This is a genomic window from Pseudomonas sp. JQ36 (assembly GCF_053851495.1).
This window is the reverse complement of record NZ_CM132642.1, coordinates 5,185,418-5,210,094: the sequence shown is the minus strand read 5'-3', so window position 1 is coordinate 5,210,094 and position 24,677 is coordinate 5,185,418. Positions and strand designations below refer to the sequence as shown.

The window sequence follows — 24,677 nt, the reverse complement described above, 5'->3', positions numbered from 1 at the left end:
GCCTTCGCGAGCAAGCCCGCTCCCACAGTAGATCCTTGGTGAACACAACTCTTGAGTACGCCATGGATTCCCTGTGGGAGCGGGCTTGCTCGCGAAGAGGCCAGCACCAACACCGCACAACCCTCAGTTGAACCCCAGACAAACAAAAACGCCCCCGGTCTCGCGACCGGGGGCGTTTTTTTCAAGCTCGGGCTAAATTACGCCTTGGCTTTCTTGGCAGCGCGGGTACGCTCGCTTTCGTCCAGGATCTTCTTGCGAAGACGGATGGACTTAGGAGTCACTTCGCACAGCTCGTCTTCCTGGATGTATTCCAGAGCCTGTTCCAGAGTGAAGCGAACAGGTGGTACCAGAGCGATGGTTTCGTCTTTACCCGAAGCACGCATGTTGTCGAGCTTCTTGCCTTTGGTTGGGTTCACACCCAGGTCGTTGTCGCGGCTGTTCTGACCAACGATCTGACCGTTGTAGATCTCCTGACCGTGTTCTACGAACAGCTTGCCACGAGCCTGCAGGGTTTCCAGCGAGTAGGTCAGTGCCTTGCCGGTTTCAACCGAAACCAGAACGCCGTTCTGACGGCCGGACATGTGGCCCGACTTCACTGGAGCGTAACGGTCGAAGATCGAGGTCAGGATGCCAGCACCGTTGGTCAGGGTCAGGAACTGGTTACGGAAACCGATCAGACCGCGAGCAGGGATGTTGTATTCCAGACGAACACGGCCCTTGCCATCCGGCACCATGTTGCTCAGGTCGCCCTTACGCAGACCCATCTCTTCCATGACCTTGCCCTGCGATTCTTCAGGGATGTCGATGGTGACGTTTTCGAACGGTTCCTGCTTCACGCCGTCAACTTCACGGATGATCACTTCAGGACGGCCCAGGGCCAGCTCGAAGCCTTCGCGACGCATGGTTTCGATCAGTACCGAGAGGTGCAGCTCACCACGGCCGGAAACCTTGAACTTGTCAGCCGAGTCGCCTTCTTCAACGCGCAGTGCAACGTTGTACAGCAGCTCTTTGTCCAGACGATCCTTGATGTTACGGGAGGTCACGAACTTGCCTTCTTTACCGCAGAATGGCGAGTCGTTTACCTGGAAGGTCATGGAAACGGTTGGCTCGTCAACGGTCAGCGGCTTCATCGCCTCGACGGTGTTGATGTCGCACAGGGTGTCGGAGATGAACAGCTCGTCGAAGCCGCTGATGCAGACGATGTCGCCGGCTGCTGCTTCTTCAACGTCAATGCGGTGCAGACCGTGGTGACCCATCAGCTTCAGGATACGACCATTGCGGCGCTTGCCGTCGGCGCTGATAGCGACAACCGGGGTGTTCGGCTTGACGCGGCCACGAGCGATACGGCCAACACCGATAACACCCAGGAAGCTGTTGTAGTCCAGAGCGGAGATCTGCATCTGGAACGGACCGTCACGGTCAACGGCCGGAGGCGGAACGTGGTCGACAACTGCCTGGTACAGCGCAGTCATGTCTTCGCCCATGGCGGTGTGATCCAGACCGGCGATGCCGTTCAGGGCCGAAGCGTAAACAACCTGGAAGTCCAGTTGTTCTTCGGTAGCACCGAGGTTGTCGAACAGATCGAAGATCTGGTCCAGAACCCAGTCCGGACGCGCGCCTGGACGGTCAACCTTGTTGATAACCACGATTGGACGCAGGCCGGCTTCGAACGCCTTCTTGGTCACGAAACGGGTTTGCGGCATAGGGCCGTCTTGAGCGTCAACCAGCAGCAGAACGGAGTCAACCATCGACATTACGCGTTCTACTTCACCGCCGAAGTCGGCGTGGCCCGGGGTGTCCACGATGTTGATGTGGTAGCCGTTCCAGTTGATGGCGGTGTTTTTCGCCAGAATGGTAATACCGCGCTCTTTTTCCTGGTCGTTGGAGTCCATCACGCGCTCGTCGTTGAGCTCGTTGCGCTCCAGGGTGCCGGATTGACGCAGGAGTTTGTCTACCAGGGTGGTCTTACCATGGTCAACGTGGGCAATGATGGCGATGTTACGTAGATTTTCGATCACTTGTGTATCTCGATCAGAGGATTCGGTTTGCTGACAAGTCTTGGCAGCGATTAACAGTAGTGTCCGGCATGGCCGTTACAGCTTGACGGCGGTGTCGGGGGGCCGGTGACGCAGGCCACAGGCAAACAGCCCCGGGCACTTAGCTCGGTCGATAAACGCGCACATTGGCATGCCCCTCACTGAGCAAATGGTGAGCATGCAGGCGACTCATCACGCCTTTGTCGCAATACAGCAGGTACTGGCGAGTCGGATCCAGCTCCTTGAAACGAGCGTTCACTGCGTAGAACGGCATCGTCTGTACTTCTATGCCGGCGAGTTCCAGCGGGTCATCCTCGGCCGCATCCGGGTGACGGATGTCGATAACGATCTGACCGGCCAGCGCTTCGCCGACTTCTTCGATCTGCAAGTCCTGACCCAATTCGTCGATCACTCGATCGATCGGCACCAGTTTGGCGTTTTCGAGCGCACGCTCGAGAACCGCCATGTCGAATTCTTTCTCTTCGTGCTCAACACGGTGGCGCTTGGCGGCGGTCTTCGGATTGACCGAGATGACCCCGCAGTACTCCGGCATGTGCCGGGCGAAATCGGCGGTGCCGATCTCGTTGGCCGTGTCGATGATGTCCTGCTTGTGCGCAACGATCAGCGGGCGCAGGACCAGTTTGTCGGTCACGCAGTCGATCACCGACAGGTTCGGCAGCGTCTGGCTCGATACCTGGGAGATCGCTTCGCCGGTGACCAGCGCATCGATGTGCAGCCGGTCGGCGATGGCCGACGATGCGCGCAACATCATACGCTTCAATACGACGCCCATATGACTGTTATCGACTTTGCCGAGAATTTCGCCCAACACTTCTTCGAACGGAACACTGACAAATAGCACGCGTTGCGAGCTGCCGTACTTCTTCCAGATGAAATGCGCGACTTCCATCACGCCCAATTCGTGGGCACGCCCGCCAAGATTGAAGAAGCAGAAATGCGCCATCAGGCCGCGACGCATGATCTGGTACGCGGCAACCGTCGAGTCAAAGCCGCCGGACATCAATACCAGCGTCTGCTCCAGGGCGCCGAGCGGGTAACCGCCGATGCCGTTGTGCTGGCTGTGGATGACAAACAACCGTTGGTCGCGAACTTCGATGCGAACTTCGATTTCCGGGTCTTTGAGGTCGATTCCGGCCGCACCGCACTCACGACGCAGCTTGCTGCCGACGTATTTTTCGACGTCCATCGAGCTGAACGGGTGCTTGCCGGCACGCTTGCAACGCACCGAGAAAATCTTCCCGGCCAGCACATCGCCGTAGTGCTGTTTGCACTTCTCGGTGATGTCGTCGAAGTCGCCCAGCGGGTACTCGTCGATCTGCAGAAAGTGCGCGACACCCGGGGTGCAGGTCAGGCGCTCACCCATCTCTTTCAAGGCTTTGGGGTCGGTAACGCGGGTTTCCAGCTCGAGATTGTCCCACACACCGTTCACCACCACGGCCGGGTCCAGATCGCGGAGCACGGCGCGGATGTTCTTGGCCAGCTGGCGGATGAAACGCATCCGGACAGGGCGGCTCTTGATGGTGATCTCGGGGAAGACTTTTACGATTAGTTTCATGAAAACAGCGCGCGCAGGGCCAGCCGAAAAAGGGGGGCGCGGATTATAGCGGAAATTGCTCAAGGTTTAACCAGTTAATATGCAGAAGGTTTCACATGCACCAAAACGGGTCATTTCTGATTTGAAGCGCTACATTAAGGGGCGAGATTTTCGCCTTTATGGCGCTTTGCAGTGCTGCAAGCGTGAATTTGGGGCAAAAAACCCATGCTGGGGCACTGGCATGCAATTTGCTCACTTGTGAGGCAGGTTGCCTTGGCAGAGTATCTGCGCCGGCATCACCCCTATTAAGGGCATCCACTACCAAGCCCTAAGCCACCCGGAGGACACTATGTCGAAGTCGGTTCAACTCATCAAAGATCATGACGTCAAGTGGATTGATCTGCGCTTCACGGACACCAAAGGCACTCAGCACCACGTGACCATGCCGGCTCGCGATGCGCTGGAAGACGACTTCTTCGAAGTCGGCAAGATGTTCGACGGTTCCTCCATCGCTGGCTGGAAAGGCATCGAAGCCTCCGACATGATCCTGCTGCCGGACGACGATACTGCCGTTCTCGACCCGTTCACCGAAGACGCGACCCTGATTCTGGTTTGCGACATCATCGAACCTTCGACCATGCAAGGTTACGATCGCGACCCGCGCGCCATCGCTCACCGTGCCGAGGAATACCTGAAGACCACCGGTATCGGTGACACCGTCTTCGCCGGTCCAGAACCAGAATTCTTCATCTTCGACGAAGTGAAGTTCAAGTCGGACATCTCCGGCTCGATGTTCAAGATCTACTCCGAACAAGGTTCGTGGATGTCCGACCAGGACATCGAAGGCGGCAACAAAGGTCACCGTCCAGGCGTCAAAGGTGGCTACTTCCCGGTTCCGCCGTTTGACCACGACCACGAAATCCGTACTGCCATGTGCAACGCACTGGAAGAAATGGGCCAGACCGTTGAAGTTCACCACCACGAAGTGGCGACTGCCGGTCAGAACGAAATCGGTGTCAAGTTCAACACCCTGGTGAAGAAAGCTGACGAAGTTCAGACTCTGAAATACGTTGTCCACAACGTAGCCGACGCTTACGGCCGCACCGCGACCTTCATGCCGAAGCCACTGTACGGCGACAACGGCTCGGGCATGCACGTGCACATGTCCATCGCCAAAGATGGCAAGAACACCTTCGCTGGCGAAGGCTATGCGGGTCTGTCCGAAACCGCCCTGTACTTCATCGGCGGTATCATCAAGCACGGTAAGGCCCTGAACGGCTTCACCAACCCGGCCACCAACTCCTACAAGCGTCTGGTGCCAGGTTTCGAAGCTCCGGTAATGCTGGCCTACTCGGCGCGCAACCGTTCCGCCTCGATCCGTATTCCTTACGTCAACAGCCCACGCGGCCGTCGTATCGAAGCCCGTTTCCCGGATCCGGCTGCCAACCCGTACCTGGCTTTCGCAGCACTGCTGATGGCCGGCCTGGACGGTATCCAGAACAAGATCCACCCAGGCGATGCCGCTGACAAAAACCTGTACGACCTGCCGCCTGAAGAGGCGAAAGAGATCCCGCAAGTTTGCGGCAGCCTGAAAGAAGCCCTGGAAGAGCTGGACAAGGGCCGTGCGTTCCTGACCAAGGGCGGCGTGTTCTCCGACGACTTCATCGACGCTTACATCGCGCTGAAATCCGAAGAAGAAATCAAGGTGCGCACCTTCGTACACCCACTGGAATATGAGCTGTACTACAGCTGCTGATCCGGTAGCGCCGCGCTACGCGGCGTGACAAAAAGAGGCCTCCTTCGGGAGGCCTTTTTTATTGCCCCCGATTTATGAAGCTACGCAAAACCCCTGTGGGAGCGGGCTTGCTCGCGAATGCGGCGTATCAGTCGCCATCTCTGTCAATGACCCACCGCATTCGCGAGCAAGCCCGCTCCCACAGAGAATTTTTGGCATCTGAATGATCTCCGGATATGTCCCGGGTTGGGCCAACCGCCGCACCTGGCCTATGCTGCACTCCATCGTTTTCTTTCCCGGTCGATTTCATGAGTCGCACCTTTCTCTACATCCTGCTGCTGATCGCCCTGCCCGCCGCTGCGCAGATCTACAAGTACACCGACGACGCCGGCAACACGGTTTACAGCGATCACTCGCCGGACGGTGTTCAGGCGCAGCCGGTCGAGTTGCCGCCACTCAACCGCGTCGAGCCACAGGCACCGAGCGCGCCAGCGCCCTCCAGCACCGACACACGCCCCGCGGCACGCAGTGCTTATGAAGTGCTGGAACTGACCGGCCTGCCCGACGAGGAAGCGCTGCGCGCCAACAACGGCACCTTCACTGTCAACGTGCTGATCAAGCCGCGCCTGCAGGCGCCGCACCAATTAAGGCTGGTCCTGGACGACGCGCCTTATGGCCAGCCGAGCAACGTGCCGATCCTGCAACTGGTGAATGTCGATCGCGGCGAGCATCGTCTAGCGGTACAGGTGATCGACGGCGAAACGATCATCCAGCAGAGCCCGGCAGTGGTGTTCACCGTACAGCGGGTGCACAAGCCATGAGAATTTTCTGGCTGATCCTGTGCCTGTTCGCCCTGCCCGTTTCAGCGGAGGTATTCACCTACGTCGATGCGCAGGGCAATCGCGTCTACACCGACCAGCCGCGCGGCAACGCCAAGCGTGTACCTGTTGCGACCAGCAATCGCATGTCGGCCAACCCCACATCTGCTGCACCGATCAGCGCTGCAAAAAAGGTCGCGGAACAACCGCTGTTCCACTACGACATGCTGCGCATCCTGATCCCCGAGCCGGATGCGACCCTTCGCAGCAGCGCGGGCGAGGTGATCGTCAGCGTCACCAGCGAGCCCGGCCTGCAGCAGGGCCATCGCTATCGCCTGCTGCTGGACGGCCAAGCCACTGGCGAGCCCGGCCTGAGTCCGGTATTCCCGCTAAGCAACATCGACCGCGGCAGTCACAACCTGTCGGTGGAAATCCTTGATGAACAGGGTCGCACTGTCGAGCGCACCGCCAACCAGCCATTCCACATGCTGCGCATCTCGCTGGCGCAGAAACGCCAGATCAAACCCTGCGTCAGCGAGGATTACGGCGTGCGCCCGGAATGCCCGCTGAAAGACAAACCCGCCGAAGAAAAAAATCCCTTCCTGCGCTTCTTCTAACGCCATTCAGCATTACGCACTATATTGGTGCAATAGGCTGCACCGTACCCAGATTCCAACCCATTTTGGTTCGAAACTTCCCGTTCGAGCTGGCACCCTGCCACTCAAACGAGCGTCAAACGCCTGTTTCACGGGTTGAACGCTTCTTTTCGGAGCCTTGGTTTGGTTTTTGCATTTTCCGTTTAACGACGCCTGCTTCTTGCGCACGCTCCGCCCCCAAAAGAGGCTCCGATGACTATTAGCGACGCAATCCACCGTTTGCTGCTCGACAACCTGACCACCGCCACCATTCTGCTCGACGCCGAACTGCGCCTTGAGTACATGAACCCGGCGGCCGAGATGCTGCTGGCCATCAGCGGTCAGCGCAGCCATGGACAGTTCATCAGCGAGTTGTTCACCGAGTCCACCGAGGCGCTCAACTCGCTGCGTCAGGCAGTCGAACAGGCACACCCGTTCACCAAGCGCGAAGCGATGCTCACCGCCCTCACCGGCCAGACCCTGACCGTGGACTACGCGGTGACGCCGATCCTCAGCAACGGCGCGACCATGCTCCTGCTGGAAGTGCACCCGCGTGACCGTCTGCTGCGGATCACCAAGGAAGAGGCGCAACTATCCAAGCAGGAAACCAGCAAAATGCTGGTGCGTGGTCTCGCTCACGAGATCAAGAATCCGCTCGGCGGGATCCGGGGCGCCGCGCAATTGCTGGCCCGCGAACTGCCGGAAGACAGCCTGCGCGATTACACCAACGTGATCATTGAAGAGGCCGACCGCCTGCGCAATCTGGTCGACCGCATGCTCGGGTCGAACAAGCTGCCGTCGCTGGCCATGTGTAACGTCCATGAAGTGCTCGAACGCGTCTGCCAACTGGTCGAAGCGGAAAGCCAGGGTTGCATCACCTTGGTGCGCGACTACGATCCGAGCATTCCCGACGTATTGATCGACCGCGAACAAATGATTCAGGCCGTGCTGAACATCGTGCGCAACGCGATGCAGGCGATCAGCAGCCAGAACGAGCTGCGCCTGGGCCGCATCAGCCTGCGCACCCGGACCATGCGCCAGTTCACCATTGGCCACGTCCGCCATCGTCTGGTGACCAAAATCGAGATCATCGACAACGGTCCGGGGATCCCTGCAGAACTTCAGGAAACCATTTTCTTTCCCATGGTCAGCGGCCGTCCGGACGGTACCGGGCTGGGGCTGGCCATTACCCAGAACATCATCAGCCAGCACCAGGGCCTGATCGAGTGTGACAGCCACCCCGGCCACACCACGTTCTCGATCTTTCTGCCACTGGAACAAGGAGCCACATCGACATGAGCCGTAGTGAAACCGTGTGGATCGTCGATGACGACCGTTCTATCCGTTGGGTTCTGGAAAAGGCCTTGCAGCAGGAAGGCATGACCACGCAGAGCTTCGACAGCGCCGATGGCGTGATGAGTCGTCTGGCCCGTCAGCAGCCTGATGTGATCATTTCCGACATCCGCATGCCGGGCGCCAGTGGCCTCGACCTGCTGGCGCGCATCCGCGAGCAACACCCACGGTTGCCGGTCATCATCATGACCGCTCACTCCGACCTGGACAGCGCCGTCGCGTCCTATCAGGGCGGCGCGTTCGAGTACCTGCCCAAGCCGTTCGACGTCGACGAGGCGGTATCGCTGGTCAAACGCGCCAATCAGCATGCGCAGGAACAGCAAGGCCTGGAAGTGGTGCCGGCGCTGACCCGCACCCCGGAAATCATCGGCGAAGCGCCGGCGATGCAGGAGGTGTTTCGCGCCATCGGCCGCTTGAGCCACTCCAACATCACCGTATTGATCAACGGCGAATCCGGCACCGGTAAAGAACTGGTCGCCCACGCCCTGCACCGCCACAGCCCACGCGCGGCCTCGCCGTTCATTGCGCTGAACATGGCGGCGATCCCCAAGGATCTGATGGAATCCGAACTGTTCGGCCACGAGAAAGGCGCGTTCACCGGCGCGGCCAACCTGCGTCGCGGCCGCTTCGAACAGGCGGACGGCGGCACGCTGTTCCTCGACGAAATCGGCGACATGCCGGCCGACACCCAGACCCGTTTGCTGCGCGTGCTGGCCGACGGCGAGTTCTATCGCGTCGGCGGGCATGTGCCGGTCAAGGTCGATGTGCGGATCATTGCCGCGACTCACCAGAATCTGGAAACCCTGGTGCACGCCGGGAAATTCCGTGAGGACTTGTTCCACCGCCTCAACGTGATCCGCATCCACATTCCGCGCCTGTCGGACCGTCGCGAAGACATCCCGACCCTGGCCAAGCACTTCCTCAGCCGCGCCGCGCAAGAACTGGCGGTGGAGCCGAAACTGCTGAAAAGCGAGACCGAGGAATACCTGAAGAACCTGCCATGGCCGGGCAACGTGCGGCAGCTGGAGAACACCTGCCGCTGGATCACCGTGATGGCCTCCGGGCGCGAAGTGCACATCAGTGACCTGCCACCGGAACTGCTGAGCCTGCCACAGGATTCGGCACCGGTGACCAACTGGGAGCAGGCACTGCGCCAGTGGGCCGATCAAGCGTTGGCCCGTGGCCAGTCGAGCCTGCTCGACAGCGCGGTGCCGGCGTTCGAGCGGATCATGATCGAGACTGCACTGAAGCACACGGCCGGTCGTCGTCGCGATGCGGCGGTATTGCTCGGCTGGGGGCGGAATACTCTGACGCGCAAGATCAAGGAATTGGGGATGAAAGTGGATGGCGGGGATGACGATGAGGGGGATGAGGGCTGATCAACGCCCCCTGTGGGAGTGGGCTTGCTCACGAAAGCGCTGTTCATGAAACATATCAGTGACTGACGCGACGCCTTCGCGAGCAAGCCCGCTCCCACAGTGGCCCCGCCGTGCACCAACCTAATGCACTTTGACCCGTGATCGGGCATCGCAGCCTGTGCAAAAACCATCCAGGCAAGACTGAAAAAACCAGCCAGTAAAAACACGAAAGCCCCGATTTACGGGGCTTTCGCGCATCTGAAGCTTTTTTCTGTTTCCAAATACTAAAACTGGCACGCCCCCTGCAATATTCCTCACAGGTGATTCGATTCACCACCCGTTTCGGGGACCTTGGTACAGGCAGGCCGGGGATTCCCCTCTTTACACCGGGTTCAAACCGCAACGCGGCGAACCCACCCTTTTGGGATCCTTGGTACAGGCAGGCCGGGGGTTCCCTCTTTACACCGGACCGACGCTCTCAGCGAAGTCCACCCGTTTTGGGAACCCTGGTACAGGCAGGCCGGGGATTCCCGCTTTTATTGCTCCCGGAGATGGATCTCCAGCCGCCAGCGGTCATCGACCTCGCTGCCGGCCCAGTCCCCCCGCAGCGGCCGCGCCGCCAGCACCGTCAGCAACAGCCCACCGTCACTCACTCGAGTACGCCAGTTCACATCCTTGCCATTGAGCTTGAGCTGGCCCTTTTGCGCGCGGCCTTCTGCCTGGAACAACAGGGCCACGGTGCCATCGATGATTTCGCCATGCAGCTTCGGCTCGTTGTTGAACCACACCACCAGGCCGTCATCGGTAACCTCGACCTGCTGCAGCACACTGGGGTCCGGTGTGGTCAGGCGACCGATCATCAAACCGACCATCAAGCCGACAATCGCCAGCGAACCGATCACCCGCGGGAATAGTTTCGAACGGTTGTCCACAGGCGGCGTAGAATGCCGCTCATCTTTACCTTCGGAGCCGTGCATGTTTCACGTCATCCTTTTTCAACCAGAAATTCCGCCGAACACCGGCAACGTTATCAGGCTGTGCGCCAACAGCGGCTGCCACCTGCATTTGATCGAACCGCTGGGTTTCGAGATGGACGACAAGCGCTTGCGCCGGGCCGGTCTCGACTACCACGAATATGCCACGTTGCAGCGCCACGCCGACCTCGCCAGTTGCCTGGAAAGCCTCGGCAACCCACGGTTGTTCGCCTTCACCACCAAGGGCTCGCGGCCGTTTCACGACGCCGCGTTCGTCCCGGGCGATGCGTTCATCTTCGGCCCGGAAAGCCGTGGCCTGCCGGCGGAAGTGCTCGACGCCCTGCCCGCCGAACAGCGCCTGCGCCTGCCGATGCGTGAAGGCTGCCGCAGCCTGAACCTGTCCAACACCGTGGCGGTGGCCGTTTACGAAGCGTGGCGGCAGAACGACTTCAAATAAAACCGGATAACAAATGTGGGAGCGGGCTTGCTCGCGAAGGCGTCGGATCAGATGACATTGATGTCGCCTGACACTGCGCTTTCGCGAGCAAGCCCGCTCCCACATTGGACTTGCGTCGTCGCTCAGATACTTACTGAACGGTCGGCGTCTCGCCCGCAGCCTGCATGCGCTGCAGCTCTTGCGCGTACAGGGCGTCGAAGTTCACCGGCGCCAGCATCAGGGCCGGGAACGAACCGCGGGTCACCAGGCTGTCCAGGGTTTCGCGCGCGTACGGGAACAGGATGTTCGGGCAGAACGCACCCAGAGTGTGGCTCATCGAAGCCGCGTCCAGGTTCTTGATCAGGAAGATACCGGCCTGTTGCACTTCAGCGATGAAGGCCACTTCGTCACCGTTTTTCACGGTCACCGACAGCGTCAGCACGACTTCGTAGAAATCGCCTTCCAGTTCTTTCTGGCGGGTGTTCAGGTCCAGACCGACGGTCGGGTCCCACTGCTGGCGGAAGATCGCCGGGCTTTTCGGGGCTTCGAAGGACAGATCGCGTACGTAGATGCGCTGCAAGGAGAATTGCGGTGCGGTTTCTTCTTCGCTGGCTGCAGTGTTCTGTTGGTCAGTCATCTCAGATCCTTTCTGATCTTGGGTCTTTTAGGGATTGCTGTACGTGGGTGCAGCCGTTCAGGCCTTGAGCAACGCGTCGAGCTTGCCGGCGCGCTCCAGGGCATACAAATCATCACAACCGCCGATGTGCTTTTCGCCGATCCAGATCTGCGGCACCGACGTGCGTCCGGCCTTCTGGCTCATGGCAGCACGAATCTGCGGCTTGCCATCGACCTTGATCTCTTCGAAGGCCACACCTTTGTTCGCGAGCAATTGCTTGGCTCGCATGCAATAAGGGCAGTAGTCGCTGGAGTAGACGATGACTTCGCTCATATCACTTCACCAGCGGCAGGTTGTCGCCTTTCCAGCTGGAGATCCCGCCGGACAGCTTGGCGGCGGTGAAGCCGGATTTCATCAGCTCGCGAGCGTGGGTGCCAGCGGTCTGGCCCAGGGCGTCGACCAGAATAATGGTCTTGGCCTTGTGCTTTTCCAGCTCGCCGACGCGCGCGGCCAGCTTGTCTTGAGGAATGTTGATCGCGCCAACGATATGACCGGCGGCGTAATCCTTCGCTGGACGGATGTCCACCACCACGCCTGCGTCCTTGTTGACCAGTGCGGTCAGCTCGCCGGTGCTCAGGCTTTTACCGCCGCCCTGCATCGTGTGCGCCAGCAGCAGAGCCAGCAGTACGACGAAGATACCGACAAGAATGTAGTGGTTAGTGGCAAATTCAATCAGGTGAGCAACCATCGAAGGAGGTTCCAGGGCGTTAAAATGTCGGCCAGTATACACAGCCACTATGGTGGGCCAAACCCCGTCCGGCGGTGACGCCGCAGGAACTTCGCTTTAAACTGCCACTCCCTTTTCCATCGCCCTCTTCTTTATTAGCCACGAGTGGATTCCATGACTACCACGCCTAAACCTTTGGTCCTGATGATTCTCGACGGCTTCGGTCACAGTGACAGCCACGAATCCAATGCCGTTTATGCGGCGAAGAAACCTGTGCTCGATCGTCTGTGGGCCACGGTGCCGAACGGCCTGATCTCGGGCAGCGGCATGGACGTCGGTTTGCCGGACGGCCAGATGGGCAACTCCGAAGTCGGCCACATGAACCTCGGCGCCGGGCGCGTGGTGTATCAGGACTTCACGCGCGTGACCAAAGCGATCCGCGACGGTGAGTTCTTCGACAACCCGACCATCTGCGCTGCCGTGGATAAAGCCGTGGCCGCCGGCAAAGCCGTGCATTTCATGGGTCTGCTGTCCGATGGCGGCGTGCACAGCCACCAGGATCACCTGATCGCCATGGCCGAACTGGCCTTCAAGCGCGGCGCCGAGAAAATCTACCTGCACGCTTTCCTCGATGGCCGCGACACGCCGCCGAAAAGCGCCGCTTCGTCGATCGAACTGCTCGACGCGACCTTCCAGGCGCTCGGCAAGGGCCGTATCGCCAGCATCGTCGGTCGCTACTACGCGATGGACCGTGACAACCGTTGGGACCGCGTATCCCAAGCCTATAACCTGATCGTCGACGGCAACGCCGAATTCAACGCGGCCACCGCCCAGGAAGGCCTCGACGCCGCCTACGCCCGTGGCGAGAGTGACGAATTCGTCAAAGCCACCACCATCGGCGAGCCGGTCAAGGTTGAAGACGGCGACGCCGTGGTGTTCATGAACTTCCGCGCCGACCGCGCCCGCGAGCTGACCCGCGTATTCGTCGAAGACGACTTCAAGGAATTCGAACGTGCGCGCCAGCCGAAACTGGCCGGTTTCGTCATGCTGACCCAGTACGCCGCCAGCATCCCTGCGCCATCGGCCTTCGCCGCCGGCAGCCTGGAAAACGTGCTCGGCGACTATCTGGCGAAAAACGGCAAGACCCAGCTGCGTATCGCTGAAACCGAAAAATATGCACACGTGACCTTCTTCTTCTCCGGTGGCCGTGAAGAACCGTTCCCGGGCGAAGAGCGCATCCTGATTCCGTCGCCGAAAGTCGCCACTTACGACCTGCAACCGGAAATGAGCGCGCCGGAAGTCACCGACCGCATCGTCGACGCCATCGAACACCAGCGTTACGACGTGATCGTGGTCAACTACGCCAACGGCGACATGGTCGGCCACAGCGGCGTGTTCGACGCTGCGGTGAAAGCCGTGGAATGCCTGGACACCTGCGTCGGGCGCATCGTCGAGGCGCTGGAAAAGGTGGGCGGCGAAGCGCTGATCACCGCCGACCACGGCAACGTCGAGCAGATGTCCGACGCCTCCACTGGCCAGGCGCACACCGCGCACACCACCGAGCCGGTGCCGTTCATCTATGTCGGCAAGCGCGACCTCAAGGTCCGTGAAGGCGGCGTGTTGGCGGACGTGGCACCGACCATGCTGATGCTGTTGGGCCTGGAAAAACCGGCGGAGATGACCGGTACCTCGATTCTGGTCTAATTCGCCAGATCAAACACCGCAAAACCCTGTAGGAGTGAGCCTGCTCGCGATAGCAATCTGACAGTCAACTACTCTGTTGAATGTGAGAACGCCATCGCGAGCAGGCTCACTCCTACATTTGTTTATGGTTGTTTCAAAGATTATTTGATGCTGCATCTCCAGCCAGTTATCACACAAGCCCAATTGGGCGTTTTTTTTGCAGCCCCGGGCGGGCATACTAGGCCGTCCATTACCCTGGTGCCGCCCGCCTCTATGCTCCGCGTCCTGATCGCCCTCGCTCTGACCTGCCTGCTCCAACCGGCCTTCGCTGACGAGCGCGCGCAAACCCAACAGCAGCTGGATGCCACGCGTCAGGACATTGCCGAGCTGAAAAAGCTGCTGGGCAAGCTGCAGGAAGAAAAATCCGGTGTGCAGAAAGAGCTCAAGGGCACTGAAACCGAGATGGGCAAGCTCGAGAAGCAGGTCGATGCCCTGCAGAAAGAGCTGAAGAAAAGCGAATCCGAGCTGCAGCGGCTCGATGCGGAGAAAAAAAAACTCCAGAGCGCGCGCACTGAACAGCAGCGACTGATCGCCATCCAGGCCCGCGCGGCCTACCAGAACGGCCGTCAGGAATACCTCAAGCTGCTGCTCAACCAGCAGAATCCCGAGAAGTTCGCCCGCACCCTCACCTATTACGATTACCTGAGCCAGGCCCGCCTGGAGCAGTTGAAGAACTTCAACGAAACCCTGCGCCAACTGGCCAATGTCGAAAAAGACATCGCCATGCAGCAGGCGCAATTGCTGGTACAGAAAAGCAGCCTCGACACCCAGCGCGACGAACTGGAAAAGGTCCGCAAGGAACGCCAGCAGGTTCTCGCCAAGCTCAACGATGACGTGAAAGCCCGCGACCAGAAACTGGCCGCCCGCGAGCAGGATCAGGCAGACCTGTCTAAAGTCCTTAAAACCATTGAAGAAACCTTGGCCCGTCAGGCCCGTGAGGCAGAAGAAGCGCGGCAGAAAGCGCTGATCGCCCAGCAGGAAGCGGAAAAAAAGCGTTTGCGTGAGGCGCAGGCTGACAACAGCGACGCCCCACGAAAACCCGTCAAATCAACCCCCGGCGCACTGGTGTCCAGCAGCGGCGAGACCTTCGGTGGCCCTTTTGCTGCAACACGGGGAAAACTTCCGTGGCCGGTTGATGGTCGATTGCTGGCACGCTTCGGTGAAAGCCGTGGCGACGATGCTCGCACCAAGTGGGATGGCGTGATGATCAGCGCCGCCGCCGGCAGCCAGGTGCATGCCGTGCACGGCGGGCGCGTGGTGTTCGCCGACTGGCTGCGTGGCGCCGGTCTGCTGGTGATCCTTGATCACGGCAATGGTTATCTGAGTCTTTACGGTCACAACCAGACGCTGCTCAAGTCGGCCGGCGACGTGGTAAAAGCCGGTGAGTCGATCTCCACTGTGGGTAACAGTGGCGGTCAGGACACACCAGCACTGTATTTCGCAATTCGTCAGCAGGGTCACCCGAGTGATCCGGCGCAATGGTGTCACGCGCAAGGATAAGCGCGTCGCCTAATTCAGGAGTTCGTTCGACATGCTGCATTTGTCCCGCCTTACCTCGCTGGCCCTGACGATCGCCCTGGTGATCGGCGCGCCTCTGGCGTTCGCCGCTCAACCGGCCCCGGCCGTCGCCCCGGCAGGCACTGCCGCGACCGCCAAGGCACCGTTGCCGCTGGAAGAGTTGCGCACCTTTGCCGAGGTCATGGACCGGATCAAGGCGGCGTATGTCGAGCCGGTGGATGACAAGACTCTGCTGGAAAACGCGATTAAGGGCATGCTCAGCAACCTCGATCCGCACTCCGCCTATCTCGGTCCTGAAGACTTCACCGAACTGCAGGAAAGCACCAGCGGCGAATTCGGCGGCCTGGGCATCGAAGTCGGCTCCGAAGACGGCTTCATCAAAGTCGTGTCGCCGATCGATGACACGCCAGCATCGAAGGCCGGCATCCAGGCCGGTGACTTCATCGTCAAGATCAACGGTGCGCCAACTCGCGGCCAGACCATGACCGAAGCCGTGGACAAGATGCGCGGCAAGATCGGCCAGAAGATCACCCTGACCCTGGTGCGCGACGGCGGCACGCCGTTCGACGTGACTCTGGCCCGCGCCGTGATTCAAGTGAAAAGCGTCAAGGCGCAGCTGCTGGAATCGGGCTATGGCTACATCCGCATCACCCAGTTCCAGGTCAAGACCGGCGAAGAGGTCTCCAAGGCTCTGGCCAAGTTGCGCAAGGACAACGGCAAGAAACTCAACGGCATCATCCTCGACCTGCGCAACAACCCGGGCGGCGTGTTGCAGGCGGCAGTGGAAGTGGTCGACCACTTCATCAAGAAAGGCCTGATCGTCTACACCAAAGGCCGGATCGCCAACTCCGAACTGCGCTTCTCCGCCACCGGCAAGGACGAAAGCGAAGCGGTGCCGATGGTCGTGCTGATCAACGGTGGCAGCGCCTCGGCTTCGGAAATCGTCGCCGGCGCCTTGCAGGATCAGAAACGCGCCGTGGTCATGGGCACCACCAGTTTCGGCAAAGGCTCGGTGCAGACCGTGCTGCCGCTGAACAACGACCGCGCGCTGAAGATCACCACGGCGCTGTACTTCACGCCGAACGGCCGCTCGATCCAGGCGCAGGGCATCGTCCCGGACATCGAAGTGCGCAAGGCCAAGATCACCAACGAAGCGGACGGCGACTACTTCAAGGAAGCCGACCTGCAAGGCCACCTGGGCAACGGCAACGGCGGCGCGGACAAGCCGACCGGTTCCGGCACCAAGGCCAAGGCCATGCCGCAGGATGACGATTACCAGTTGGCCCAGGCCCTGAGCCTGCTTAAGGGCTTGAGCATCACGTCCGGCCGTTGAGGATGTCGTTGCGTTTGCTCTTCGTCCTGCTGTGCTGTCTGGCGGGTGCTGCTCACGCAGAACCCGCCAGGACGCCACCGCCAAAAGCCTACCTGACGCTGATCATCGACGACCTGGGGCAGAACCTGCCCCGGGATCGCCGTGTGCTGGCCCTGCCCGGCCCGGTGACCACGGCGGTCATGCCCGACACCCCGCACGCCACCGAATTCGCCCGCGAAGCCCATCGCGCCGGCAAGATCGTGATCCTGCATATGCCCATGGACCCGGCCACCGGTCCGTACGCCTGGCACCCCGAACTGCCGCTCGAAGAGCTGCAAAAGCGCCTCGACGCCGCGTTCAAAATGGTCCCCTACACCGCCGGCATCAACAACCACATGGGCAGCCGCATGACCGCCCAGCCCGTGGCGATGGCGTGGCTGATGGGTGAGTTGCAGCGCCGGCACAAGTTCTTCGTCGACAGCCGCACCAGCGCGCAGACCGTGGCGGCGCAGCAGGCCCAGAAGATCGATCTGGCGAGTGTTTCGCGGGATGTTTTCCTCGATGACGAGCGCACCGAAGCCGCCATCTTCACCCAGCTACAGACGGCGATCAGCCTGGCGCGCAAGCAGGGTTCGGCGGTGATGATCGGCCACCCTTACCCGCAGACGCTGGCGGTGCTGGAACGTGAATTGCCCAAACTCAAGGCCCAAGGCATCGAGTGGATCGATATCAAGCAGATGATCAGTGTGCGCAGTAACAAGGCGACAGCTGCACACGGGAAAAATGGTATTTATCGTTAAACTATCAAGTCATTAAATTTTCATAAGCCCCTACAACCAAAAACAAGTAGCAATAACTTATGGAACCGACTCAAACCTAACTGTCTTATTCTGCGCCAGTCTTGCACCCCTATATTAGCCAAGGACTGGCCATGAACTTGAAATATATTCACCCAAGCTTTTTATTACTGACTTTATTCTCACTTCCTGCCTGTTCCAGCCCCGTCGATTACGGCAAGGGCGCTGAGAACTTCTCACCGTCGCAATACCTGACTAACAAAAATGGCGAAAATAACCACTGGATGGGAGTCGGCGAGTACAAAAGCCGCGAGCATGGCTCCTGCACCGCCTTCCTGATCGACACAAACAGCTCTCGCCCGTCCGATTCCGCCTATGCACTGACCAGTGCGCACTGCGTGGGCAAGGAAAACGGGGTCATGCGAATAGATGACCCTATCGAAGCCACCATTACCTTCAATGACTTCATCGATACGACTTCTGCCTCCTGGACTGTTCCTCTGAAGAACGTAGCCTGGAGCAGTATTCAGGGTGTCGACCTGGCTCTGTTGGAGCTTGGAGTGTCACAGGGCGAACTTCTGGCACAGGGCATCAAGCCCATGAAACTGGCCCGGCAGGCGCCGGCAGAAGATAGCGACATTCTGATTGTGCACAAACCCGTTGGTTCTCCATTACAAATGTCAGCTTGCACCCACATGCCCTCCCCGGCGATTTTCGAAAAGCCCTGGGTTTGGCGGCATACCGTCAGCAACCAATGCAAAGATATTGCTTCCGGAAGCTCGGGCAGTCCGGTCATCGTTCGAGCGAACAACGAGGTCTATGGCGTCCTTGGGACCTTGGCTCACCATCTGACGCCACTGCCTGGATACGGTCAGATGCCGAGCGGCAGTTACGGCAGCCCGACCTCGGTTTTCAACAATTGCTTTATCGATGGCAAACTCAATACGGATCCGCAGGTGTGCGAATTATTTCCGGCTGCCTCTATCAGACTGCCCGCCCAACTGCCAACGCATGCAAAGATCAGCGTAAGCGCTCAGGGCAACTACGTTTATCCAGAATGGAACTTCGAAATAACCGCCAGCACCCGGTTTATCCGGACCAAACGGACGTCTGACCCGGTCGACTGCGAAGTTCCGCAAGGCTACAGCCAGCCGATCAATACTGGCACTACTCCCACCCAGTTAAATATTCCAATGGGACCTGAAACCGGGCTTAACAACCTTTGTATCATCGCCACAAACAGTACTGAGGACATATTACCGGCAGGCACTTATCGAAATGCTGTGACTGTTCCCACTTATCTGATTGATGCGGGCCCGACGCCTGTTCCGACCATAGAGACTTCGTTTAACAAAGAAATAAACAGAGCGCAGATTCTTTGGCCAGAGCGCAGGAACGAGGGCCTTGATCGATACGAGGTAAAAGGCGGCCTTGCTGAAAAAGTCAGTTGCGAAGACCCGCAGGGTTATAGGCATGTGACCTCCAATTGGCTACGCCCGGAAAGCAACTTCCCCCTCAAGCTCTGCGTTTACGCTGTCGACCCCAACAATCAGCGCTCAGAATTGAAGGAATACATCCTGGATTGGGAGGCGCTCAAAAACAGCGCCCCCTGAGCTGATCAGTGACGTTGGCCTTGTGCTTCTGCATCAATAGTCAAAACAGGAGCGCAAGGCTGCCAATGGCAAGGAACGGTTTTTTGGAAATAACTGGTCACGACGTCATACATAGTTACCGCCAGAGGCCGGATGCGAATACCGATAGTGAAACCTGCAAAGGGTCGCGACTCCCTTGAGTCGCCGTTCAACTATCAGGAGTGACCATGACCATTCATGACCAGGCCGCAGCGCCATCCGGGCAAATCGAACCGATCAGACACGACAATCTGCTGATCCATTTCACCACGGAATTTCACCGGATCTGGGACAGCACCGGCTCACGGGCTAAACCCGCAGCCTTCTGGCGCCCGACTCCGGCTCCGGATGTATTGCCGGGCTATTTCCCGCTCGGCGACGTGTTCGTCGCCGGGCACGACAACATTAACGGCAGCACCGTGGTAGCTGTGGTTTGCGAAGGCGATGCACCCAGTGCAGATCCGGCCATGGGCCCGGCATTAAGGCGCCCGGACGATTTCGAGCTGATCTGGAAAGATTCCGGCTCAGGCTCGAAGAAAGACGGGGCCGTATGGCGACCGATCGCCCCGCAAGGTTATGTGGCCATGGGGGCGGTCTGCTCCAATGATCACGAAAAACCTTCACTCAACGCGGTTCGCTGTGTACGCGCCGATCTGGTGATCGCCTCGGACGTTGGCGAACTGATCTGGAATGACAGGGGCAGCGGTGCCAGACAGAGTTTCAGCGCCTGGAGCGTCACACCGACGAATGCGCCGCCGGGAGAGATTCATTTCGCGCCAGGTACGTTTGTTGCGACAAGCAGTTTCAACCGGCCAGAGGGCAATGTCGGTGCCTATTCACTACGGATGCAGATCGCGCCGCTGATCCAGTCATCACCACAGCTGCCGACGCTCTCCGCAGCGCAAGCCCCAGAAACCAAAGGCGCGGCCACGCTCTCCCAGGTCATCAAGCTGCCATGGTTCGTGGTCAAGGATGACTTGTCGCCAATTGAGCAATTACGCACCACGCCGTTTTATCGCCTGGAAAGAACCGACCAGTACTATTTGGTGGGGAGCGGACATAACACGGGCGAGGAGGCACGGGCTTTCAAGTGGACTGCGCAGCGGCTGCAGAATCCGAAGACGTTGCGTCTGTTCACTCAACTTACCGCGATCAGTTTTGTGAGTCCGTGGGCATCGAAGGCAGACGCTCCTCCGTCACTCCCATTCTCGGCAAGACTGGACAGCCAGTTCACTCACAGCGAGACGTCAACCAGTGGTTGGCAGACTCCATTTGTTACCCATGTGATCGCGATGGCCGGCAAAGGCAAATTCGTCGCGGTTTATCAGCTGGAGAGTTTCTACGAGCTGCGTCGTGCTGACGGCTCGCAGGCGGGGATCAATCTGGCTTACACCCAGAACGAAAACCTGAATCTGCTGCAGTATCCGCCGCAAGAATGCACCCACGATGCAGCGGACCAGTCGTTGCCGACGGCTACAGATAGCGCCCCATGATCTCGTCGACAACCCCGTCCTTGCGCATCTGATCCAGCGCCGCCTGCAGCCTGGCGACCGTTGCATCCGACACGTCCTTGTTCAGCGCCAGATATAACTCGGCGCTGTTGAAGCGCAACACGGTCTTGAGCCCGGTGACCCCGTCCTGCCGCGCCAGATAACGCCCGGCAGGATCACCCGTGGCCCACAGGTCGATCTGGCCGTTGACCAGTTTTTTCGCGTTGTCCTGATCGCGCAGCACGACCGTGGGTTTCAAACCCTGCTTGGTCAGCGTCTCGGCAATCGCGTCGCCCTTGTAGGCGCCGATCTTGTATTTGCGTGCATCGTTGAGGGTGTCGAGGGTGATCTTGCTGTCGGCCCTGGCCAACATGATCCAATCGTCCGGACCGATCGGGCCGACCCATTTGAAGAGTTTTTCGCGATCCGGCAGGCGGGCCATCACGAAGGCGCCGTAACCCGGGTTTTCCAGCGCCAGTTTGTAGACCCGTTCCCAGGGGAAGCGCAGCGTCAGGCTGTAGGTGAGCCCGGCGCGCTTGAACATTTCGCGCACGATGTCGGCGGCAATGCCGTTGATGTTCTCGCCCTTGGCGAAGTTCTTGCCGTCTTTCGCCATGTTGTAGGGCGGAAAGTTTTCGGTGAGGAGCACCAGATCGGTGTCGGGACTGTTTTCGGCCCGCGCCGTGTTGAGCAACAACACAGAGGCACTGGCGAGAACAAGAAGCAGGCGTTTGATCATGTCGGGCTACCGGAATCCATGGCGTGCCCAAGAGTGCCTTGGGTACGCCATGCTGTCCACTGGCCTGTACGGTTTAGCGCATCACGATGCCGCGTTTGGCCATATACGCTTTCGCTTCCTGCACGGTGTATTCGCCGAAGTGGAAAATACTCGCCGCCAGCACCGCACTGGCGTGGCCTTCGAGGATGCCGTCGGCCAGGTGCTGCAGGTTGCCGACGCCGCCGGAAGCGATCACCGGAATGCCCAGCGCATCGCTGATCGCGCGGGTCACGCCGAGGTCGAAGCCGTTTTTCATGCCGTCCTGATCCATGCTGGTCAGCAGGATCTCGCCGGCACCGAGGCCTTCCATTTTCTTCGCCCACTCGACCGCGTCGAGACCGGTCGGCTTGCGCCCGCCGTGGGTGAAGATCTCCCAGCGCGGGGTTTCGCCCGGGCCGGAGACTTTCTTCGCGTCGATGGCGACGACGATGCACTGCGAGCCGAAATGCTGCGCCGCTTCGCCAACGAATTCCGGGTTGAACACGGCAGCGGTGTTGATCGATACCTTGTCCGCACCGGCGTTGAGCAGGTTGCGAATGTCCTGCACGGTGCGCACGCCGCCGCCGACGGTCAGTGGAATGAACACCTGGCTGGCCATGCGCTCGACAGTATGCAGTGTGGTGTCGCGACCATCGACGCTGGCGGTGATGTCGAGAAAGGTAATCTCGTCGGCACCCTGCTCGTCATAACGACGGGCGATTTCCACCGGGTCGCCGGCATCGCGGATGTTCTCGAACTTCACACCTTTGACGACCCGGCCGTTGTCCACGTCCAGGCAAGGGATAATGCGTTTGGCCAGCGCCATGGTCAGTCCTCAGCCTTGGTACGAATCGCAGAAAGCTTGCGCTTCGGCGACGTCGAGGGTGCCTTCGTAGATCGCCCGGCCAGTGATTGCACCGATGATGCCCGGCGCCTTGGCGTCGAGCAGCGACTTGATGTCCCCCAGATTGTGGATACCGCCGGACGCGATCACCGGGATCTTCGTCGCTGCAGCCAGCGCAGCGGTGAACGGTACGTTGCAGCCCTGCATCATGCCGTCTTTGGCGATGTCGGTATAAACGATCGACGATACGCCGTCGGCTTCAAACTGCTTGGCCAGGTCGATGACCTGCACGGTGCTGATTTCAGCCCAGCCATCGGTGGCGACAAACCCGTCTTTGGCGTCCAGACCGACAATGATCTTACCCGGGAACGCGCGGCAGGCTTCAGCGACGAACGCCGGATCTTTAACAGCTTTGGTGCCGATGATCACGTAGCTCACGCCCGCCTTGACGTAGTGCTCGATGGTTTCCAGCGAGCGGATACCGCCGCCGATCTGGATCGGCAGGTTCGGGTAGCGCTTGGCGATCGCGGTAACCACTTCACCGTTGACCGGCTGACCTTCGAATGCGCCGTTCAGATCGACCAGATGCAGACGACGGCAACCGCCCTCCACCCACTTGGCAGCCATGCTCACCGGGTCATCGGAGAACACTGTGGAATCTTCCATGCGGCCCTGGCGCAGACGTACGCAGGCACCGTCTTTAAGATCGATAGCGGGAATAATCAGCATCTGGCAAACCTTCAAATTTGAATGTTCAGCTTGGCTCGGAAATCAGTTCTTCTCGAGCGCCCACAGGTCGCTTTCGATGCTTTCAAACCGCTCTTTGAGGTGGGTCTGCACATCGAAAATCGCCCTGTTGTAATAGTGCGGAGCAATTTCGCGGGTAAACAGCTCAAGAATTTCCGCCGCCTCGAACGAACCCAGGTCGAGTTCGAACCGATCCTCCATGAACCGCTGGATCTTGCGGTTGGCCTCGCTCTCCTGTTCGGGAGTGAGGGTCAGGATCGGCGGCTTGGACTTCTTGGCAACCATTTACCAGCGACCGTCCCACGCGGCGAAGTTCTGCAGCAATTGCAGGCCATGGGTATGGCTCTTCTCCGGGTGAAACTGCACGGCGAAACGCGAGCCTTCGGCCAGCGCTGCAGCGAAATCGACCCCGTAATGACCGCTACCGACCACCTGCCGCGCGTTGGCAGCGGCGATGTAATAGCTGTGCACGAAGTAGAAACGCGCCATGTCCGGAATGTCGTGCCACAGCGGGTGACTGACCTTCTGCTTCACCTCGTTCCAGCCCATGTGCGGGACTTTCAGGTGCTCGCCCTCTTCATGCAGGTCTTTGCCGAAGAACTTCACCGCGCCCGGGAACAGGCCGATGCAGTCGACGCCGTCGTTCTCTTCGCTGCTGTCGAGCAGGGCTTGCATGCCGACACAGATGCCGAGAAACGGACGATCCTGGCTGACTTCACGCACCAGCGAGTCGAACCCGAGGCGACGGATCTCCGCCATGCAATCGCGAATCGCACCTACGCCGGGGAATACCACACGGTCGGCTTCGCGGATCACGTCGGCATCGCTGGTGATCAGCACCTTGCCGGCGCCAACGTGCTCGAGGGCCTTGGCCACCGAGTGCAGGTTGCCCATGCCGTAGTCGATAACTGCAACCGTCTGCATTACAGAACGCCTTTGGTCGATGGCATTTGCCCGGCCATGCGCTCATCCAGCTCGACGGCCATGCGCAGCGCGCGGCCGAAAGCCTTGAACACGGTTTCAATCTGGTGGTGGGTGTTGGTGCCACGCAGGTTGTCGATGTGCAGGCTGACCAAGGCGTGGTTGACGAAACCCTGGAAGAATTCCTGGAACAGGTCGACGTCGAAGCCGCCCACGGTGGCGCGGGTGTACGGCACGTGCATCTGCAGGCCTGGACGGCCGGAGAAGTCGATCACCACGCGCGACAGCGCTTCATCGAGCGGCACGTAGGCGTGGCCGTAGCGACGGATGCCTTTCTTGTCGCCGATGGCTTTGGCGAAGGCCTGGCCGAGGGTGATACCGACGTCTTCCACGGTATGGTGGTCGTCGATATGCAGATCGCCCTTGCATTCAATATCCAGGTCGATCAACCCGTGACGGGCGATCTGATCCAGCATGTGCTCAAGAAAAGGAACACCGATATCGAATCGGGCCTTTCCGGTGCCATCAAGGTTGATCGAGGCTTTGATCTGGGTTTCCAGAGTGTCGCGCTCGACAGACGCCTTACGTTCGGCCATCACCAGCTCCGCAAAATCATTGGGCGAAAAAGGCAGCCATTATAGGCACGCGGGGCCGAAACAGAAACACGCGACGTG

The 24,677-nt window shown here is 59.6% G+C and carries 24 protein-coding genes; 12 read left to right on the top strand and 12 right to left on the bottom strand.

Features of this window, described 5'->3' with window-relative positions; translation table 11 throughout:
* Nucleotides 1-197: 197 nt before the first annotated feature.
* Together typA and thiI are read right to left on the bottom strand one after the other, a co-directional pair.
* Nucleotides 198-2,018 carry a translational GTPase TypA gene (gene typA / locus ACS4NR_RS23550; RefSeq protein ID WP_007961739.1) on the bottom strand — a complete coding sequence of 607 codons (1,821 nt, stop codon included), beginning with the start codon at nucleotides 2,016-2,018 and terminating at the stop codon, nucleotides 198-200.
* Between the two features lie 139 nt (nucleotides 2,019-2,157).
* Nucleotides 2,158-3,612: a tRNA uracil 4-sulfurtransferase ThiI gene (gene thiI / locus ACS4NR_RS23545; protein WP_027611269.1), complete on the bottom strand. Its 1,455-nt coding sequence runs from the start codon at nucleotides 3,610-3,612 to the stop codon at nucleotides 2,158-2,160.
* A gap of 328 nt (nucleotides 3,613-3,940) precedes the next feature.
* Between thiI and glnA the strand changes: the two genes are divergently transcribed.
* The 5 genes from glnA (at nucleotide 3,941) to ntrC (ending at nucleotide 9,511) form a co-directional block, all read left to right on the top strand.
* The gene (gene glnA / locus ACS4NR_RS23540; RefSeq protein ID WP_007961736.1) at nucleotides 3,941-5,347 is read left to right on the top strand and encodes a glutamate--ammonia ligase; all 1,407 of its coding nucleotides are present in this window, start codon (nucleotides 3,941-3,943) and stop codon (nucleotides 5,345-5,347) included.
* Nucleotides 5,348-5,634: 287 nt separating this feature from the next.
* Nucleotides 5,635-6,147 (top strand): DUF4124 domain-containing protein, encoded by a 513-nt coding sequence (locus tag ACS4NR_RS23535; RefSeq protein ID WP_456018468.1) that lies wholly within the window; start codon nucleotides 5,635-5,637, stop codon nucleotides 6,145-6,147.
* On the top strand, nucleotides 6,144-6,761 hold the full coding sequence (locus tag ACS4NR_RS23530) for a DUF4124 domain-containing protein (RefSeq protein WP_456018467.1): 618 nt from the start codon (nucleotides 6,144-6,146) through the stop codon (nucleotides 6,759-6,761). The genes ACS4NR_RS23535 and ACS4NR_RS23530 overlap by 4 nt, the downstream gene beginning before the upstream one ends.
* Before the next feature lie 231 nt (nucleotides 6,762-6,992).
* Nucleotides 6,993-8,078: a nitrogen regulation protein NR(II) gene (glnL, locus tag ACS4NR_RS23525; RefSeq protein ID WP_007909240.1), complete on the top strand. Its 1,086-nt coding sequence runs from the start codon at nucleotides 6,993-6,995 to the stop codon at nucleotides 8,076-8,078.
* A complete protein-coding gene (gene ntrC, locus ACS4NR_RS23520; protein ID WP_007961729.1) occupies nucleotides 8,075-9,511 on the top strand; it encodes a nitrogen regulation protein NR(I) in 1,437 nt (478 codons plus the stop codon). Before glnL ends, ntrC begins: the two co-directional genes overlap by 4 nt.
* Nucleotides 9,512-10,026: 515 nt before the next feature.
* Here ntrC and ACS4NR_RS23515 read toward each other — a convergent pair.
* Nucleotides 10,027-10,467, bottom strand: a complete 441-nt coding sequence (locus ACS4NR_RS23515) for a hypothetical protein (protein ID WP_456018466.1) — start codon at nucleotides 10,465-10,467, stop codon at nucleotides 10,027-10,029.
* On the opposite strand from ACS4NR_RS23515, the gene trmL reads away from it, so the two are divergent.
* Complete coding sequence (gene trmL, locus ACS4NR_RS23510; protein WP_027611265.1) at nucleotides 10,466-10,921, top strand: tRNA (uridine(34)/cytosine(34)/5-carboxymethylaminomethyluridine(34)-2'-O)-methyltransferase TrmL; 456 nt, start codon at nucleotides 10,466-10,468, stop codon at nucleotides 10,919-10,921. The two genes, ACS4NR_RS23515 and trmL, sit on opposite strands and share 2 nt — an antisense overlap.
* Nucleotides 10,922-11,051: 130 nt before the next feature.
* On the opposite strand, the gene secB is transcribed toward trmL, so the two are convergent.
* The 3 genes from secB to ACS4NR_RS23495 are packed head-to-tail and all read right to left on the bottom strand — an operon-like array spanning nucleotide 11,052 to nucleotide 12,264.
* Nucleotides 11,052-11,537 (bottom strand): protein-export chaperone SecB, encoded by a 486-nt coding sequence (secB, locus tag ACS4NR_RS23505; protein WP_025110924.1) that lies wholly within the window; start codon nucleotides 11,535-11,537, stop codon nucleotides 11,052-11,054.
* Between the two features lie 57 nt (nucleotides 11,538-11,594).
* Nucleotides 11,595-11,849 (bottom strand): glutaredoxin 3, encoded by a 255-nt coding sequence (gene grxC / locus ACS4NR_RS23500; RefSeq protein ID WP_003220774.1) that lies wholly within the window; start codon nucleotides 11,847-11,849, stop codon nucleotides 11,595-11,597.
* A gap of 1 nt (nucleotide 11,850) precedes the next feature.
* Nucleotides 11,851-12,264 carry a rhodanese-like domain-containing protein gene (locus ACS4NR_RS23495; RefSeq protein WP_108590832.1) on the bottom strand — a complete coding sequence of 138 codons (414 nt, stop codon included), beginning with the start codon at nucleotides 12,262-12,264 and terminating at the stop codon, nucleotides 11,851-11,853.
* 153 nt (nucleotides 12,265-12,417) lie between these two features.
* Between ACS4NR_RS23495 and gpmI the strand changes: the two genes are divergently transcribed.
* The 6 genes from gpmI to ACS4NR_RS23465 all read left to right on the top strand — a co-directional run bounded on the left by gpmI (nucleotide 12,418) and on the right by ACS4NR_RS23465 (nucleotide 20,737).
* On the top strand, nucleotides 12,418-13,947 hold the full coding sequence (gpmI, locus tag ACS4NR_RS23490; RefSeq protein WP_166496358.1) for a 2,3-bisphosphoglycerate-independent phosphoglycerate mutase: 1,530 nt from the start codon (nucleotides 12,418-12,420) through the stop codon (nucleotides 13,945-13,947).
* A gap of 252 nt (nucleotides 13,948-14,199) precedes the next feature.
* Nucleotides 14,200-15,486 carry a murein hydrolase activator EnvC family protein gene (locus tag ACS4NR_RS23485; RefSeq protein WP_027611262.1) on the top strand — a complete coding sequence of 429 codons (1,287 nt, stop codon included), beginning with the start codon at nucleotides 14,200-14,202 and terminating at the stop codon, nucleotides 15,484-15,486.
* A gap of 31 nt (nucleotides 15,487-15,517) precedes the next feature.
* Entirely contained in the window at nucleotides 15,518-16,837 is a 1,320-nt protein-coding gene (locus ACS4NR_RS23480; protein ID WP_027611261.1) for a S41 family peptidase, read from the top strand.
* A 2-nt stretch (nucleotides 16,838-16,839) separates the two neighbouring features.
* The gene (locus tag ACS4NR_RS23475) at nucleotides 16,840-17,616 is read left to right on the top strand and encodes a divergent polysaccharide deacetylase family protein (RefSeq protein ID WP_456018465.1); all 777 of its coding nucleotides are present in this window, start codon (nucleotides 16,840-16,842) and stop codon (nucleotides 17,614-17,616) included.
* A 131-nt stretch (nucleotides 17,617-17,747) separates the two neighbouring features.
* Nucleotides 17,748-19,226 carry a trypsin-like peptidase domain-containing protein gene (locus ACS4NR_RS23470; RefSeq protein ID WP_456018464.1) on the top strand — a complete coding sequence of 493 codons (1,479 nt, stop codon included), beginning with the start codon at nucleotides 17,748-17,750 and terminating at the stop codon, nucleotides 19,224-19,226.
* 206 nt (nucleotides 19,227-19,432) lie between these two features.
* Entirely contained in the window at nucleotides 19,433-20,737 is a 1,305-nt protein-coding gene (locus ACS4NR_RS23465) for a Vps62-related protein (RefSeq protein WP_456018463.1), read from the top strand.
* On the opposite strand, the gene ACS4NR_RS23460 is transcribed toward ACS4NR_RS23465, so the two are convergent.
* From ACS4NR_RS23460 to hisB, 6 genes are all read right to left on the bottom strand, one after another.
* Nucleotides 20,718-21,473 carry a substrate-binding periplasmic protein gene (locus ACS4NR_RS23460; RefSeq protein WP_096796692.1) on the bottom strand — a complete coding sequence of 252 codons (756 nt, stop codon included), beginning with the start codon at nucleotides 21,471-21,473 and terminating at the stop codon, nucleotides 20,718-20,720. The two genes, ACS4NR_RS23465 and ACS4NR_RS23460, sit on opposite strands and share 20 nt — an antisense overlap.
* A 73-nt stretch (nucleotides 21,474-21,546) precedes the next feature.
* Nucleotides 21,547-22,317, bottom strand: a complete 771-nt coding sequence (hisF, locus tag ACS4NR_RS23455) for an imidazole glycerol phosphate synthase subunit HisF (RefSeq protein WP_007909211.1) — start codon at nucleotides 22,315-22,317, stop codon at nucleotides 21,547-21,549.
* A 9-nt stretch (nucleotides 22,318-22,326) separates the two neighbouring features.
* On the bottom strand, nucleotides 22,327-23,064 hold the full coding sequence (gene hisA / locus ACS4NR_RS23450) for a 1-(5-phosphoribosyl)-5-[(5-phosphoribosylamino)methylideneamino]imidazole-4-carboxamide isomerase (RefSeq protein ID WP_095137961.1): 738 nt from the start codon (nucleotides 23,062-23,064) through the stop codon (nucleotides 22,327-22,329).
* 42 nt (nucleotides 23,065-23,106) lie between these two features.
* The gene (locus ACS4NR_RS23445; protein WP_103368309.1) at nucleotides 23,107-23,367 is read right to left on the bottom strand and encodes a DUF2164 domain-containing protein; all 261 of its coding nucleotides are present in this window, start codon (nucleotides 23,365-23,367) and stop codon (nucleotides 23,107-23,109) included.
* Nucleotides 23,368-24,006 carry an imidazole glycerol phosphate synthase subunit HisH gene (gene hisH / locus ACS4NR_RS23440; RefSeq protein WP_443531808.1) on the bottom strand — a complete coding sequence of 213 codons (639 nt, stop codon included), beginning with the start codon at nucleotides 24,004-24,006 and terminating at the stop codon, nucleotides 23,368-23,370. It abuts the gene before it with no gap.
* Entirely contained in the window at nucleotides 24,006-24,599 is a 594-nt protein-coding gene (gene hisB, locus ACS4NR_RS23435; RefSeq protein ID WP_007909204.1) for an imidazoleglycerol-phosphate dehydratase HisB, read from the bottom strand. Before hisB ends, hisH begins: the two co-directional genes overlap by 1 nt.
* Nucleotides 24,600-24,677 lie beyond the last annotated feature (78 nt).

Excerpts from the sequence above, each read along its gene's own strand:
- thiI (WP_027611269.1), bottom strand. The coding sequence starts at position 3,612 with ATGAAACTAATCGTAAAAGTCTTCCCCGAGATCACCATCAAGAGCCGC.
- glnA (WP_007961736.1), top strand. The coding sequence starts at position 3,941 with ATGTCGAAGTCGGTTCAACTCATCAAAGATCATGACGTCAAGTGGATT.
- ACS4NR_RS23535 (WP_456018468.1), top strand. The coding sequence starts at position 5,635 with ATGAGTCGCACCTTTCTCTACATCCTGCTGCTGATCGCCCTGCCCGCC.
- ACS4NR_RS23530 (WP_456018467.1), top strand. The coding sequence starts at position 6,144 with ATGAGAATTTTCTGGCTGATCCTGTGCCTGTTCGCCCTGCCCGTTTCA.
- glnL (WP_007909240.1), top strand. The coding sequence starts at position 6,993 with ATGACTATTAGCGACGCAATCCACCGTTTGCTGCTCGACAACCTGACC.
- ntrC (WP_007961729.1), top strand. The coding sequence starts at position 8,075 with ATGAGCCGTAGTGAAACCGTGTGGATCGTCGATGACGACCGTTCTATC.
- trmL (WP_027611265.1), top strand. The coding sequence starts at position 10,466 with ATGTTTCACGTCATCCTTTTTCAACCAGAAATTCCGCCGAACACCGGC.
- ACS4NR_RS23515 (WP_456018466.1), bottom strand. The coding sequence starts at position 10,467 with ATGCACGGCTCCGAAGGTAAAGATGAGCGGCATTCTACGCCGCCTGTG.
- secB (WP_025110924.1), bottom strand. The coding sequence starts at position 11,537 with ATGACTGACCAACAGAACACTGCAGCCAGCGAAGAAGAAACCGCACCG.
- grxC (WP_003220774.1), bottom strand. The coding sequence starts at position 11,849 with ATGAGCGAAGTCATCGTCTACTCCAGCGACTACTGCCCTTATTGCATG.
- ACS4NR_RS23495 (WP_108590832.1), bottom strand. The coding sequence starts at position 12,264 with ATGGTTGCTCACCTGATTGAATTTGCCACTAACCACTACATTCTTGTC.
- gpmI (WP_166496358.1), top strand. The coding sequence starts at position 12,418 with ATGACTACCACGCCTAAACCTTTGGTCCTGATGATTCTCGACGGCTTC.
- ACS4NR_RS23485 (WP_027611262.1), top strand. The coding sequence starts at position 14,200 with ATGCTCCGCGTCCTGATCGCCCTCGCTCTGACCTGCCTGCTCCAACCG.
- ACS4NR_RS23480 (WP_027611261.1), top strand. The coding sequence starts at position 15,518 with ATGCTGCATTTGTCCCGCCTTACCTCGCTGGCCCTGACGATCGCCCTG.
- ACS4NR_RS23475 (WP_456018465.1), top strand. The coding sequence starts at position 16,840 with ATGTCGTTGCGTTTGCTCTTCGTCCTGCTGTGCTGTCTGGCGGGTGCT.
- ACS4NR_RS23470 (WP_456018464.1), top strand. The coding sequence starts at position 17,748 with ATGAACTTGAAATATATTCACCCAAGCTTTTTATTACTGACTTTATTC.
- ACS4NR_RS23465 (WP_456018463.1), top strand. The coding sequence starts at position 19,433 with ATGACCATTCATGACCAGGCCGCAGCGCCATCCGGGCAAATCGAACCG.
- ACS4NR_RS23460 (WP_096796692.1), bottom strand. The coding sequence starts at position 21,473 with ATGATCAAACGCCTGCTTCTTGTTCTCGCCAGTGCCTCTGTGTTGTTG.
- hisF (WP_007909211.1), bottom strand. The coding sequence starts at position 22,317 with ATGGCGCTGGCCAAACGCATTATCCCTTGCCTGGACGTGGACAACGGC.
- hisA (WP_095137961.1), bottom strand. The coding sequence starts at position 23,064 with ATGCTGATTATTCCCGCTATCGATCTTAAAGACGGTGCCTGCGTACGT.
- ACS4NR_RS23445 (WP_103368309.1), bottom strand. The coding sequence starts at position 23,367 with ATGGTTGCCAAGAAGTCCAAGCCGCCGATCCTGACCCTCACTCCCGAA.
- hisH (WP_443531808.1), bottom strand. The coding sequence starts at position 24,006 with ATGCAGACGGTTGCAGTTATCGACTACGGCATGGGCAACCTGCACTCG.
- hisB (WP_007909204.1), bottom strand. The coding sequence starts at position 24,599 with ATGGCCGAACGTAAGGCGTCTGTCGAGCGCGACACTCTGGAAACCCAG.